The sequence below is a fragment of the Pseudomonas sp. NPDC088414 genome (assembly GCF_044753325.1).
Taxonomy (GTDB): Bacteria; Pseudomonadota; Gammaproteobacteria; order Pseudomonadales; family Pseudomonadaceae; genus Aquipseudomonas.
Genome location: NZ_JBIVMY010000030.1, coordinates 25,098 through 38,416, shown reverse-complemented (window position 1 = coordinate 38,416; position 13,319 = coordinate 25,098). Strand labels below are relative to the sequence as shown.

The window sequence follows — 13,319 nt, the reverse complement described above, 5'->3', positions numbered from 1 at the left end:
TCCCGACCGAACATCTATTCTGGATAAAGGTCAACCAAGGGAGTGCAACGCAGCGGAGGGTTGATCACTGTGCATATCGCCGACATCACCATGTTCTACGCCCCGGCCAGCGGCGGCGTACGCACCTATCTGGACGCCAAGCATCGTCGGCTGGGCGTCAAACCGGGCATTCGCCACAGCCTGCTGATCCCCGGCGCGCACTTGAGTGAACACGATGGCGTCTACACGGTGCCTGCTCCCGCCCTGCCCTTCGGCAAGGGTTACCGCTTCCCCGTGCGTCTCGCCCCCTGGCGCAACGTCCTGCAGGATTTGCAGCCGGAGCTGATCGAAGTCGGCGATCCGTACCTGACGGCCTGGGCGGCGCTGGATGCACGACGGCAACTGGACGTGCCGGTGATCGGCTTTTATCACTCGGATCTGCCGTTGCTGGTGGGTAACCGCATGGGTCATTGGGTCACGCCGAATGTCGAGGCGTACGTCAGCAAACTGTATGGCAACTTCGACCGGGTGCTGGCGCCGAGTCAGGTGATGGCCGACAAGCTCCGGGGCCTGGGGGTGCGCAACGTCTTCGTGCAGCCGCTGGGGGTCGATCTGCATACCTTCCATCCTGACGCCCGCGACAACGGTTTGCGCGCCGAACTGGGGATTGCCGAAGACACCCGCCTGCTGATCTTCGCCGGGCGCGGATCCAAAGAGAAGAACCTGCCGATACTGCTCAAATGCATGCAACGTCTCGGCCCACGCTATCACCTGCTGCTGGTCGGTTCATCGATGCCCGCTGTGGTTCCGGACAATGTCAGCGTGATCGACGGGTTCTGTCCCGCCGCCACCGTCGCAAGGTTGATGGCCAGCGCCGACGCCCTGCTGCATGCCGGCGATCAAGAAACCTTCGGTCTGGTGATCCTCGAAGCCATGGCCTGCGGGATTCCGGTGGTCGCCGTGGCGGCCGGAGCATTTGAAGAAATCGTCGCCGAAGACTGTGGTTTGCTCTGTGCGCCGAACAACCCGCAAGCCATGGCCAATGCGGTGCGCGAGCTGTTCAGTCGCGGCTGTGTGAAACTCGGCCAACAGGCGCGGCAACACGTTGAACGGCGTTATTCCTGGGACAGTGTGGTCGACAGCTTGCTCGGTCACTATCACGCGGTGCTCGGTCACTCGCTGCCAAGGGTGGCCAATGGCTGATTCCTTGAATGACCGCGCAGTGCTGCTGGTGCTGCACGACGTGGCACCGTCGACGTGGGCGGATTATCGGCCATTTGTCGAGGCGGTCGACGCAATGGGCGGCGTGCCGATGACCTGGCTGGTCGTTCCGGATTTCCATGGCCACGACGCGCTTGAGGATCATCCCGCGTTTTGCCGAATGCTCGGCGAGCGGCTGGCCCGTGGCGATGAACTGGCCTTGCACGGTTTTTTCCATGACGACCGCGAGCCGGCACCAACCACGCCGCGCGACTGGTTCATGCGCCGGATCTACACTCACGAAGGCGAGTTTTATCGCCTGTCCCGCGAAGCCGCCCTGGCTCGCCTGCACGACGGCATTGAACTGTTCCGGCGCAATGAATGGCCGTTGCACGGCTTCGTCGCCCCGGCCTGGTTGATGAGCGAGGGCACGCGCCAGGCGCTTCGCGAAACACCATTGCGCTACAGCAGCGACCCGCAACATCTTTATCAATTGCCGGATTTCACCCCGATCAACGCCCCCGGTCTGGTCTGGAGCGCACGCAGTGCCTGGCGCCGGGGTCTGTCGAAACTTGTCAGCGAGCAACGCGAACAGCAGTGGCGCGACGCACCGGTGATTCGTCTAGGCTTGCACCCGGTAGACATGCGCCACGCCTTCGCACGTGATTACTGGCTACGAACCCTTGAACGGCTGCTGGCAGAAGGACGCACGCCCATGACCAAAATCAAATGGCTCAGCGAGCAACGCGGGCGAATGGAGCGCGCTGCATGAGTCGCGGCATTGTGCTGTTGATCGGCCTGCTCGCTGCTGTACTGATCCCGGTGTTGCTCGGCGGCGGCGAGATCGGTGCGCGCCTGCAAAACTTCCCACTGCAATGGCTGCTGATCATGTTCGGCATGATTCTGCTCTGCTGGGGTATCAACACCCTGCGCTTGCGCCTGCTGCTGGGCGATCAACGCGAGCGGGTAACACCGCTGAAAAGCCTCGGCGTGGTAATGGCCGCCGAGTTTGCCTACTGCGCCACGCCCGGCGGCAGTGGCGGGCCGCTGACGATCATGGCGTTGCTGGCGCGCAGCGGTGTGCGCCCGGCCCGTGGCAGTGCGGTGTTTGCCATGGATCAGTTGAGCGATCTGCTGTTCTTTCTCTGTGCCTTGAGCGGCATCCTGATTTACGCGTTGTTTCAGCACCTCAGTGACCGCCTCGAATGGTTGCTGATGGTCAGTGCGGTGTCGCTGTTCGGTGGCCTGTTCAGTTGCGTGCTGCTGGCGCGCTACCACCGCCGCCTGATCCTTTTAAGCGGGCGCCTGCTCGCTCGCCTGAACGTGCGGCCCGCCACTCGCCGGCGCTGGGCACGCAAGCTGCTGCATTTTCTCGCCGCGTTCATCGATACGCTCAAGTTGCCGTGGCAGACCCTGATCAAAGTCTTCGCCCTGACCTGCGTGCACTGGCTGCTGCGCTACAGCGTGCTGTACCTGGCCTTGCGCGGACTGGGCGCGGACCTGCAGTGGGCCTGGAGTTTCCTGGTGCAGATGTTATCGCTGGGGGCTGGTCAAATGAGCCTGCTGCCCGGAGGCGCGGGCGCCGCAGAATTGACCTCGGCGGCGCTGCTGGCGCCGATGGTCGGCAAATCCACCGCAGCGGCAGCGATCCTGATCTGGCGGGTGGTGACGTTCTATTTCTATCTGGTGGTGGGCGGGCCGGTGTTTTTGCTGATGCTCGGGCGGCCATTGCTCAAGAAGCTGCTGAAGATTCGACAAGCCTGAAAAGATCGCAGCCTGCGGCAGCTCCTACAGGGGATCGCATTTCAATGTAGGAGCTGCCGCAGGCTCGGACCGCGATCGGACGATCTTTTCAGGCCTCTCCCTCCGGCTCGGGTTTCACCTGTTCCCATAGCTCGGCAGCCCCGGGAAACTCGGTGCCATCCTCCGGGCTTAGATCATCCGGATCGTAGCGGCTCAAACAGCCCTCCCCCAGAGTGGCAGGTGCTTTCGAAGTGGCTTTGTCCAGTGGATCGCTCACGGGCAGTTCCTCAAGGGCTGAAACGAAAAAGGGCCTGGGACGATTGAACGCCCAGGCCCTTCTTTATTCAAGTACGCGCAGGTCCGATCAGAACACCACGGTCTTGTTGCCGTGCACCAGCACGCGATCTTCAAGGTGATAACGCAGGCCACGGGCCAACACCATCTTCTCGACGTCACGGCCGAAACGCACCATGTCTTCGATGCTGTCGCTGTGGCTGACACGCACCACGTCCTGCTCGATGATCGGACCGGCGTCCAGCTCTTCGGTCACGTAGTGGCAGGTTGCACCGATCAGCTTCACGCCGCGCAGCGACGCCTGATGGTATGGCTTGGCACCGACGAACGACGGCAGGAAGCTGTGGTGAATGTTGATCACCTTGTGCGCGTATTCGCGGCACAGCGCCGGCGGCAGGATCTGCATGTAGCGCGCCAGTACCACCACTTCGGCATCGTGCTGTTTGACCAGACGCGAGACTTCGGCGAAGGCCGGCTCCTTGTCCTGCGGGTTAACCGGGACATGGTAATAAGGAATGCCGTGCCACTCGACCATGCTGCGCAGGTCATTGTGGTTGGAAATCACGCAGGAGATTTCGCAATCGAGCTCGTCGCTGTGCCAGCGGTGCAGCAAGTCGGCCAGGCAGTGGGATTCGCGGCTGGCCATCAGCACCACGCGTTTCTTCTGCTCGGTGTCGGTGATGCGCCAGTCCATCGAAAACTCTTCGGCGATCGGCGCAAACTTCTCGCGCAGCACTTCAATACCGAACGGCAGCGAATCGGCGCGGATCTCGTGACGCATGAAGAACCAGCCATTCTGATTATCCGAATGGTGGCTCGCTTCGGTGATCCAACCGTTGTGGGATGCCAGAAAGTTACTGACTTTGGCAACGATGCCAACGCGGTCAGGGCAGGAAATCACCAACCGAAAGGTGCGCATGGGGGGGAAACTCCAGAACTTCGCAAAGGCGGCCATTCTAGCGACTGTGCGCGGAAACTGCAGTATTGATGACCACATCCCCGCAGGCAGGCCCGATTCGCGGCGTCTGACGCCACGTGCAGCGAAACTATAGTCCTGCAGTGAAGCTGTTCGGCCAGATAATTGTGAATACTCGTGATGACTGCATCACATTATTTAAATGACCATTCAATTCAACGGTTATTTCACGTAACTAATTCAAATAAAAAAACCGGTTAAATGTTTACTTGATGAAACAGCCTGACTATTATTGCGGCACTGTCCCTGCCATTCAACACATCCGCATAAGGTAGTTACCATGTCCTTGATCAACGAATATCGCGCCACCGAAGAAGCAATCAAAGAGCTGCAAGCGCGTTTGAAGAACCTGTCGCAAGACGACAAATTGCAAGCCGAGCTGGAATTCGAAGGCAAACTGCGCACCCTGATGGGCGAATATTCCAAGTCCCTGCGCGACATCATCGCCCTGCTGGATCCAGAATCGAAAACCAAAGGCACCCGTGGCGCCGCAGTCAAAACTACCGGCACCAAGCGCGCGCGCAAAGTTAAACAATACAAAAACCCGCACAACGGCGAAGTCATCGAAACCAAAGGTGGCAACCACAAGACTCTGAAAGAGTGGAAAGCCAAGTGGGGCGGTGACGTGGTTGAAGGCTGGGCTACCCTGCTGGGCTAAGCCGCAACGCCTGTCGCAGACTGATTCTGCGGCCCATGAAAAACGCCAGCATATGCTGGCGTTTTTTTATGCCCGGCATTTCACGGGCACACTATGTTCGATTTCAAAGATTCAAACGTTTGCGCAATGCCTGGACATAATTCTGCCACTCATTGAGCACTTGATTCTGTATCGGCGTAGCACTAAGCGCCCATTGCTGCGCGGCCTCGGCAAAAGATTGCAGGGTATTAGGCGCGCCCATTTGCGGCTCGGACAAACGCTGCTGGCAGAATATTCTCCAGCGTTCTTGCTCCTCGGAATTCAACGTATCGGGAAAGTTACGTGCGCGATATCGAAAGAGTAATTCCGGCAGACGTTCATCATCGAACGGCCAGTGTTCTTGCGCTAATTGCGCCGGATCCGCCGCCCTCACTTGCTCGCATAGACGCCGGTCACGATCACCGATGAATCCATCGTACAACTGCTGTTCCGGATCTTCGCTCGGCGTGAAGTCTTCGCTGGCGTAAATCGCCGCGACTTTATCTTTCCAGACTTGTTGTGCGTCACTTAGCCGCAGTGCACGCGCCTGATACAGCGCCATGTCCAGGCCCAGGCGCTGCTGATCGTCGGCGCGCAACACCGACAACGGCGCCACCACCGGGCAGCGATTGATGTGAATCAGTTTGAGCGGCACCGGGAGTTCACCCTCGGCGAGATCGTCGCGGCGGGTATACAGGCGCTGGCGCAGGGCTTCCGCATCCAGGTCCAGCAAGCCTTGCGGATCAAGGTGCAGGTCACAGACGATCAGCGCATTGCGATTGCGCGGATGCCAGGCCAAGGGCAGCACCACACCGACATAGTGCCGCGCCGCCGAAAATCGTCCAGAGATATGCACCAGCGGTTGCAGCAGACGAATCTGATCCATGACCTTTTGCTTGCTGCGCAGTTGAAACAGCCAGTCATACAACTTCGGCTGTTTCTCGCGGATCAACCGCGCCAGCGCGATGGTGGCGCGCACGTCCGAGAGTGCTTCGTGGGCATGCCCATGGTCGATGTGGTTGGCGGCCGTCAGGCATTCGAGCTTGAGGGTGACCTTGCCTTGGTCATCGGTTGGCCAGACCAGCCCCTCCGGGCGCAACGCATACGCGGCACGCACCACATCGATCAGGTCCCAGCGACTGTTGCCGCCCTGCCATTCACGGGCGTACGGATCGAAGAAATTGCGATAGAGACTGTAGCGGGTCATCTCGTCGTCGAAACGCAAGGTGTTGTAACCCGCGCCGCACGTGCCGGGCGCCGCCAGTTGTGCGTGCACGCGGGTCATGAAGTCGGCTTCGCTCAGACCCTGTTCGGCGAGACGACTTGGGGTGATACCGGTGATCGCGCACGCCGCCGGGTGCGGCAGGATGTCTTCGCTGGGCTGGCAGTAGAGGTTGACCGGTTCGTCGATTTCATTGAGGTCGTGGTCGGTGCGAATCCCGGCGACCTGCAGCGGACGGTCGTTGCGCGGATTGATGCCGGTGGTCTCGTAGTCGTACCAGAAGATTGAAGTCACGGGCGGTTCCTGAACTGAAGATCGGCAAAGTCTAGGCGTTGAACGGCCGTCGCGGCCAGCGCTGTGTCATTCAACCACCGCGCAACACACGATGTGCAATACATAGTTATGTCGTTTTCCCCCAAGAGGCTGCTAGCATCGGACGGACTTCGCATCCCGATCCGGCCCCATCAGGTAGCCCATGCTCGAGAACACAGCACTGCCACGGAAAGCACCGCTGAACCCGCCACTCGATACCCGCTATCAAGTGGAAACGCCGGAGGGCATCGACCTGCCGTTGCGCCCGGCCGGTCTGATGGTGCGCAGCCTCGCCTTCGGCATCGACCTGGGCATTCGCGGGGCCATCCTCGGCGTGCTGTTTCTGCTGCTGGCGTTTCTCGGCCAGCTCGGCATGGGCCTGGGTTCGCTGCTGCTGTTTGCCGTCAGCTGGTGGTACATGGTGCTGTTCGAAGTGCTGCGTCAGGGCCGTTCGCCGGGCAAACAATGGATGGGCCTGCGGGTGATCCACGATGACGGCACACCGATCGGCTGGTCGGCCTCGCTGCTGCGCAACCTGCTGCGTTTTGTCGATCTGCTGCCGTTCGGTTATGCCTTCGGCGCCATCAGTTGCCTGCAGCATCCCACCTTCAAACGCCTCGGCGACATCGCCGCCGGCACTCTGGTGGTCTACAGCGAACGCGCCCTGCTCCGCCCGCAATTACCTGACGCCCAGCCACGCCGCTCACCGGTGCCGCTCAACCTCGGCGAACAACGCGCCCTGCTCGCCTTCGCCGAACGCCAGGCTGAACTGTCGCCGGCGCGGGTCAACGAGCTGGCCGCGCTGCTGGCCCAGCCGCTGCACATCTCGGCGCCCAAAGCCGTCAGTGAGCTTAACGGCATCGCCCGCGGCTTGTTGGGTCCGACATGAAGCAGAGTCTTTTCGAAACTCGCCACAAGGCCGAATGGAAGCGCTTCACCCTGGCCCTCGAACGCCTCGAACACGGCAAGGACACCTCGCAGGTGGCCGCTTTCCCCAAGGCTTATCGACGCCTCTGCCAGCATCTGGCGCTGGCACAGGAGCGTGGTTACAGCAGTTTTCTGATCGACTCGCTGCAACAGTTGGTGTTGCGCGGCCACCAGCAGCTGTATCGGCACCGCAGTCGTTTCGGCGCCAACCTGCTGGGTTTCATCCTCGCTGACTTCCCTCGACTGGTGCGTGCCGAATGGCCGTTCGTGCTGGCCGCCGGTCTGGTGTTTTTCGGCAGCCTGATCGGCTTTGCCTTGCTGGTGTATGCCTTTCCCGAATTGGTCTACAACCTGATCCCCACCGAACAGGTGCGCGACATGCAGAGCATGTACGACCCGGTGGCCGGGCACCTCGGGCGCTCGGCCGAACGGGCCGCCAGCGAAGACTGGGTGATGTTCGGTTATTACGTGATGCACAACATCGGCATCGCCTTTCAGACCTTCGCCAGCGGTTTGCTGCTGGGCGTCGGCAGCGCGTTATTCCTGTTCTACAACGGATTGATCATCGGCGCAGTGGCCGGGCACCTGACCGAGATCGGTTTTGGCCAGACGTTCTGGTCATTCGTGATCGGCCACGGCGCCTTCGAACTGAGCGCCATTGCCCTGGCGGGTGCTGCGGGGCTGAAACTCGGCTGGGCAGTGATTGCGCCGGGGTGGCTGACGCGCGGTGAGGCGCTGGTGCAGGCGGCGCGCAAAAGCGTGCAGTTGGTGTGCGGCGTCATGCTGTTCCTGCTGATCGCGGCGTTCATCGAAGCGTATTGGTCGTCAAAGACCGGGGTCACACCGCCGATCAAATATGCGGTCGGTGCCGCGTTGTGGATCGCAGTGGCGGTCTATCTGCTGTTCGCCGGAAGGACACGCCATGCGCCTGAGTGACGCCACGGTGGCGATCCGCCCGCGCACCAGCTGGGAAGCCATGGACCTGGGCGTGCTCATGAGCCAACAGCATCGACGCCTGCTGATGACCAGTTGGGCCATCGTCACTCTGCCGCTGTTCGCCGTGCTGACCTTGTTGCTGTGGGATTCGCCGTCGCTGGCGGTGTTGATTTTCTGGTGGCTGAAACCGGTCTACGAACGCCTGCCGCTGTACATCCTGTCCAAGGCCCTGTTCGGCGAAACACCGACACTGAAACAAGCCCTACGTGAGTTCCCGCGGCTGCTCAAACCGCAATGGCTGGCCAGTCTGACCTGGCGCCGCCTGAGCCTGAGTCGCAGTTTCCTGCTGCCGGTGCTGCAACTCGAAGGCCTCGACGGTACCGCCCGTCAGCAACGCTTGCAGGTGTTGCTGCAACGCAATGCCGGCGCCGCGCAATGGCTGACGATCATCGGCATGCATCTGGAAACCGCACTGTGGATCGGCCTGATGGTGCTGTTCTACATGTTGCTGCCACAGCAGATTGAAACCGACTGGGACTGGCAATCGCTGATCCTCGACACCGATCACCACTGGCGTTGGCTGGAACACCTGACCAACGCTTTCTACGCGCTGGTACTGGTGGTCTGGGAACCGATTTATGTCGCCTGCGGTTTCAGCCTGTATCTGAACCGGCGCACCACACTGGAAGCGTGGGACATCGAGCTGGTATTCCGCCGTTTGCGCCAGCGCCTGAACAGCAGCGCGGTGGGTTTGTTGTTGGCGGTCTGTCTGTTGCTGCCGGCGGTGCCACCCGTATGGGCTGCGGCCGATCCCGCCAGCGCACCGGAGGCACCCCGCCTGCTGCACCAACCGCTGACCAGTCAGGCTGCGCACGACAGCATCAAGGCGATGCTCGAACAACCACCGTTCAAGAACAAGGAAAGCGTGACCCGCTATCGCTTTGGCGACGACCCGGCAGCCCCGGCCGAGGGTAAACCCGGTGAGGCGCCGCAATGGCTGAAAACCCTGCTCGGCTGGCTGGACAGTCAGCGCTTCAATGCGCTGGCCGGCCTGATTGAAGTGCTGTTGTGGGGAGCGTTGATCGCCGCTGTGGGCTGGCTGATCTGGCGCTATCGCGAGTTCCTGCGCACCTTCGTCAGCCGTCGGCCGAAGCTGCCCGCCCGCATCAGGCCACCTGCACCGCAGCAAGCGTTTGGCCTGGACCTGAGCCCGCAAACCCTGCCCGACGATATCGCCGCCAGTGCCGAACAACTCTGGCACACCCAGCCGCGCGCCGCGCTGGGCCTGCTCTATCGCGGATTGCTCAGCCGTCTGCTGCACGACTTTGCCCTGACCTTGAAACCCGCTGACACCGAGCATCAAGTGCTGCTGCGGGTCGAGCAACTGCAGCGCCCTGAACTGCTGGCGTTCAGTCGCAGCCTGACGCAGCACTGGCAGAACATGGCGTACGGGCACCGCATACCGGCGGCGCATCTGCAACAGGAACTGTGTGACGGCTGGCGCGCCTTGTTCGACCATGGAGCGCGCACTTGAACCGGCGCAGCGCGTGGCTGCTCGGCGGGCTGATCGTCGCCCTGCTCGCGGCGTTGAGCGTTTATCTGTACCTCAAGGCCCGGCCCTATCAGGAAGTGATCGATCACGGCCCTTCGCCCCAGGCGCAGGCCAATCCTTATCTGGCGGCAGAGATGTTTTTGCGTGAACGCGGGCTCAACGTCGGCCATGCCGAAACGCTGGCGGTGCTGCCGGATATCGATCCGCGTCGGCACACCCTGCTGTTGTTCGGCGAACGTTCGCGCATGACCCCGCGTCAGGTCGATCAAGTGTTGAACTGGGCCCGCGCCGGTGGGCGCCTGGTGTTCGTGGCCGAAGCGTTGTGGGACAAGCAGGCCAGACAAAGCGCTGACCTGTTGCTGGATCGGGTGCAGTTGCACCAGTCCCTGAGCAAGGATCTCAAGGAGCCGCCGGCGGAGCTGGCCGATGATCCGTACCCGAACCTGACCAAGCTCTACCTGGAAGACGAGGACGCGCCGGCCTACGCCGGTTTCGACACCGCGTTCCATCTGGAGGATCCGAACAATCTCGCCCAGGCCTGGGCCAACAGCGCCAAGGCCACGCACATGATGCAACTGCCGTACGGCCTCGGCTCGATCACCGTGGTCACCGATGCCGAACTGTGGAAGACCCCGGCCATCAACAAGCACGACAACGCCTGGCTGCTCTGGTACCTGAGCGCCGACACTGACGTCACGCTGATTTTCAACACGGTGCATGATGGTCTGCTGACCTTGCTCTGGCGTTACTTCCCGCAAGCCATCGTCGCCCTGCTGGCGCTGATCGGCCTCGGCCTGTGGCACGTTGCTGTGCGCCACGGGCCATTGCAGACGCCCGCCGCGAGTGGCCGCCGGCAGTTGCAGGAGCACCTGCGCGCCAGTGCCGATTTCATTCTGCGCCACAACGGTCAGCACACGCTGTTGCAAGCCTTGCAACAGGACGTGCTGCGCCGAGCCCGCCGCCGTCATCCCGGCTTCGACCAATTGAACGTGGCCGAGCAATGGCTGGTGCTGTCGCGTCTGACCCGCCAGCCGACCCGCGCCATCAGTCAGGCCCTGAGCCCGGTGCCGAAACAGCGCATGAGCAGCGCCGATTTCAGTCGCCAGGTGGCCCACCTGCAAACCTTGAGGAACACGCTATGAGTGAACAGATCGAGCCCGGCAGCGCCAGCCACGCCGCCCAGCAACGCCAGCGTGCCAGCCAGTTGGCGCAAGCGCTGCGCGGCGAATTGCAGAAGGCCCTGATCGGCCAGAACAGCGTGATCGACGATGTGCTGACCGCGCTGATCGCCGGCGGCCACGTGCTGCTTGAGGGCGTTCCGGGGCTGGGCAAGACCTTACTGGTGCGGGCGCTGGCGCGCTGCTTCGGCGGCGAGTTCGCGCGCATCCAGTTCACCCCGGACCTGATGCCCAGCGACGTCACCGGCCACGCGGTGTACGACCTGCACACCGAGCAGTTCAAGCTGCGCAAGGGGCCGCTGTTCACCCACCTGTTGCTGGCCGACGAGATCAACCGCGCCCCGGCAAAAACCCAGGCGGCGTTGCTTGAAGCGATGCAGGAGCGCCAGGTCACCCTCGAAGGTCGGGCGCTGCCGATCGCCCAGCCGTTCATGGTGCTCGCCACCCAGAACCCGATCGAGCAGGAAGGCACTTATCCACTGCCGGAAGCCGAGCTCGACCGCTTCATGCTCAAGGTACGCATGGATTACCCCGAGGCCGAGCAAGAGCTGAACATGGTGCGTCAGGTCAGCCCCTCGACCCGCGCCGACATGCTTGATGTGCAGCCGCTGCGCACCGTCCTGCAAGCCAAGGACGTGCAAGCCCTGCAACGCATCGCCAGCGATCTGCCGATTGACGATCAAGTGCTCGATTACGCCGTGCGCCTGGCGCGCAGCACCCGCTCCTGGCCTGGCCTGACCCTCGGTGCCGGGCCGCGTGCCTCGATTGCGCTGGTGCGGTGCGCCCGCGCCCGCGCGTTGCTGCGCGGTGGCGAGTTCGTGATTCCCGATGACATCAAGGGCTGCGCGCTCTCGGTGCTGCGCCATCGGGTGCGGGTGGCGCCGGAGCTGGACATTGAAGGCCTGCAGGTCGATCAGGTGTTGCAGCAATTGCTCGACCAAGTGCCGGCGCCGCGCTTGTGAAACCGTCACGCCTGCTGCTGATCTGGCTCGCGATTCTGCTGGCCGTCGGCACGCTGCTGGGCACGCTGCAAGCCCTCGACATCGACGTGCCCGCCACGCTGTTGTCGATCAACTGGGGTCTGCTCCTGGCCCTGCTGGTGCTTGCGCTCATCGATGCGCTGCGCCTGAACAAACTGCCCTCGCCGCTCATCCAGCGGCAGATGCCAGGCAGCCTGGCACTCGGCCGTTGGAGCGAGGTGCGGCTGCAGCTCAGCCATGACTTCATCGAGCCGGTCGCGGTAGAGATTTTCGACCACGTGCCACAGGGCCTGAGCTTCGAAAACCTGCCGCTAGCGATTGAACTGCAACCCGGGCAATTCAGCGCGGTCGGCTATCGCCTGCGCCCGCTCAAGCGCGGGCACTTCAGCTTCGAGCATTGCGAAATCAACCTGCCCAGCCCGTTCGGTCTGTGGACAGGCAAACGCCTGCTCGCCGTCAGCGGCGAGATCCGCGTCTACCCGGATTTTGCAAAGCTCTACGGTGGGCAGTTGCTGGCGGTGGACAACTGGCTCAGCCAGCTCGGTGTGCGCCAGCGCCAGCGTCGCGGGCAGGGTCAGGAATTTCATCAGTTGCGCGAATTTCGCGAGGGCGACAGCCTGCGCCAGATCGACTGGAAGGCCACCGCCCGCCAGCGCACGCCGATTGCCCGCGAGTATGAAGACGAGCGTGATCAACAGATTATTTTCATGCTCGATTGCGGGCGGCAGATGCGCAGCCAGGATGGCGAACAGTCGCATTTCGACCATGCGCTGAATGCCTGTCTGCTGCTGAGCCATGTCGCGCTGCGTCAGGGGGATGCCGTGGGGCTGAGCATATTCGCCGTCGCGCAACCGCGTTTTCTCGCGCCAATCAAGGGTGCCAGTCAGCTCAAGGTCCTGCTCAACGCCGTTTATGATCTGGACAGCAGTCAGCGTCCTGCCGACTATTCGACCGCGACCAGCCAGCTGTTGGCCCGGCAGAAGCGCCGGGCGCTGATCGTGCTGCTGACCAACCTGCGTGACGAGGACAGCGAAGACCTTCTCGCCAGCGTCAAACGTCTGAGCCAGCAGCATCAAGTGCTGGTGGTCAGCCTGCGCGAGGAAACCCTCGACCGCGTGCGCAATGCCCCGGTACAAACACTGCCCGAAGCACTGACCTATTGCGGCACGGTGGACTACCTCAATGCCCGGGCCGAACTGCATGAGCAGTTGAATGCTCATGCAGTTCAGGTGCTGGATGTGCGCCCTGAGGAACTGGGCTCAGCAATGGTGACGCGATACTTGAGCTGGAAGAAGATCGGAGCAATTTAACGACGTGGGAACAGATGAAAGCTCACGCCGCTAA

At 62.0% G+C, this 13,319-nt stretch carries 13 protein-coding genes; 10 read left to right on the top strand and 3 right to left on the bottom strand.

What is annotated here, in order from left to right:
* Positions 1–90 precede the first annotated feature (90 nt).
* From ACIP8I_RS21465 to ACIP8I_RS21455, 3 genes are read left to right on the top strand one after another with little or no spacing between them, the layout of a single operon-like run.
* The gene (locus ACIP8I_RS21465; RefSeq protein ID WP_400763803.1) at positions 91–1,182 is read left to right on the top strand and encodes a glycosyltransferase family 4 protein; all 1,092 of its coding nucleotides are present in this window, start codon (positions 91–93) and stop codon (positions 1,180–1,182) included.
* Positions 1,175–1,951, top strand: a complete 777-nt coding sequence (locus tag ACIP8I_RS21460) for a DUF2334 domain-containing protein (protein ID WP_400763764.1) — start codon at positions 1,175–1,177, stop codon at positions 1,949–1,951. The genes ACIP8I_RS21465 and ACIP8I_RS21460 overlap by 8 nt, the downstream gene beginning before the upstream one ends.
* Positions 1,948–2,943, top strand: coding sequence for a YbhN family protein (locus ACIP8I_RS21455; protein WP_400763761.1), 996 nt, complete (start codon positions 1,948–1,950; stop codon positions 2,941–2,943). The genes ACIP8I_RS21460 and ACIP8I_RS21455 overlap by 4 nt, the downstream gene beginning before the upstream one ends.
* An 88-nt stretch (positions 2,944–3,031) precedes the next feature.
* Here the strand turns inward: ACIP8I_RS21455 and ACIP8I_RS21450 are convergent, their stop codons facing one another.
* Both ACIP8I_RS21450 and purU read right to left on the bottom strand, forming a co-directional pair.
* Complete coding sequence (locus ACIP8I_RS21450) at positions 3,032–3,199, bottom strand: hypothetical protein (RefSeq protein ID WP_166496444.1); 168 nt, start codon at positions 3,197–3,199, stop codon at positions 3,032–3,034.
* An 87-nt stretch (positions 3,200–3,286) separates the two neighbouring features.
* The gene (gene purU / locus ACIP8I_RS21445; RefSeq protein ID WP_003227580.1) at positions 3,287–4,135 is read right to left on the bottom strand and encodes a formyltetrahydrofolate deformylase; all 849 of its coding nucleotides are present in this window, start codon (positions 4,133–4,135) and stop codon (positions 3,287–3,289) included.
* A gap of 337 nt (positions 4,136–4,472) precedes the next feature.
* On the opposite strand from purU, the gene mvaT reads away from it, so the two are divergent.
* Positions 4,473–4,850: a histone-like nucleoid-structuring protein MvaT gene (gene mvaT / locus ACIP8I_RS21440; RefSeq protein WP_003227581.1), complete on the top strand. Its 378-nt coding sequence runs from the start codon at positions 4,473–4,475 to the stop codon at positions 4,848–4,850.
* A 103-nt stretch (positions 4,851–4,953) separates the two neighbouring features.
* Here mvaT and sbcB read toward each other — a convergent pair whose 3' ends face one another.
* On the bottom strand, positions 4,954–6,384 hold the full coding sequence (sbcB, locus tag ACIP8I_RS21435) for an exodeoxyribonuclease I (RefSeq protein ID WP_400763756.1): 1,431 nt from the start codon (positions 6,382–6,384) through the stop codon (positions 4,954–4,956).
* A 181-nt stretch (positions 6,385–6,565) separates the two neighbouring features.
* On the opposite strand from sbcB, the gene ACIP8I_RS21430 reads away from it, so the two are divergent.
* The 6 genes from ACIP8I_RS21430 to ACIP8I_RS21405 are packed head-to-tail and all read left to right on the top strand — an operon-like array spanning position 6,566 to position 13,285.
* A complete protein-coding gene (locus tag ACIP8I_RS21430; RefSeq protein WP_400763753.1) occupies positions 6,566–7,291 on the top strand; it encodes an RDD family protein in 726 nt (241 codons plus the stop codon).
* Positions 7,288–8,265, top strand: a complete 978-nt coding sequence (locus ACIP8I_RS21425; protein WP_400763750.1) for a stage II sporulation protein M — start codon at positions 7,288–7,290, stop codon at positions 8,263–8,265. The genes ACIP8I_RS21430 and ACIP8I_RS21425 overlap by 4 nt, the downstream gene beginning before the upstream one ends.
* Positions 8,252–9,799 (top strand): DUF4129 domain-containing protein, encoded by a 1,548-nt coding sequence (locus ACIP8I_RS21420; protein ID WP_400763748.1) that lies wholly within the window; start codon positions 8,252–8,254, stop codon positions 9,797–9,799. Before ACIP8I_RS21425 ends, ACIP8I_RS21420 begins: the two co-directional genes overlap by 14 nt.
* Complete coding sequence (locus ACIP8I_RS21415; RefSeq protein WP_400763745.1) at positions 9,796–10,959, top strand: DUF4350 domain-containing protein; 1,164 nt, start codon at positions 9,796–9,798, stop codon at positions 10,957–10,959. Before ACIP8I_RS21420 ends, ACIP8I_RS21415 begins: the two co-directional genes overlap by 4 nt.
* The gene (locus ACIP8I_RS21410) at positions 10,956–11,957 is read left to right on the top strand and encodes an AAA family ATPase (protein WP_400763742.1); all 1,002 of its coding nucleotides are present in this window, start codon (positions 10,956–10,958) and stop codon (positions 11,955–11,957) included. Before ACIP8I_RS21415 ends, ACIP8I_RS21410 begins: the two co-directional genes overlap by 4 nt.
* Entirely contained in the window at positions 11,954–13,285 is a 1,332-nt protein-coding gene (locus ACIP8I_RS21405; RefSeq protein ID WP_400763739.1) for a DUF58 domain-containing protein, read from the top strand. The genes ACIP8I_RS21410 and ACIP8I_RS21405 overlap by 4 nt, the downstream gene beginning before the upstream one ends.
* The last annotated feature ends 34 nt before the right edge of the window (positions 13,286–13,319 follow it).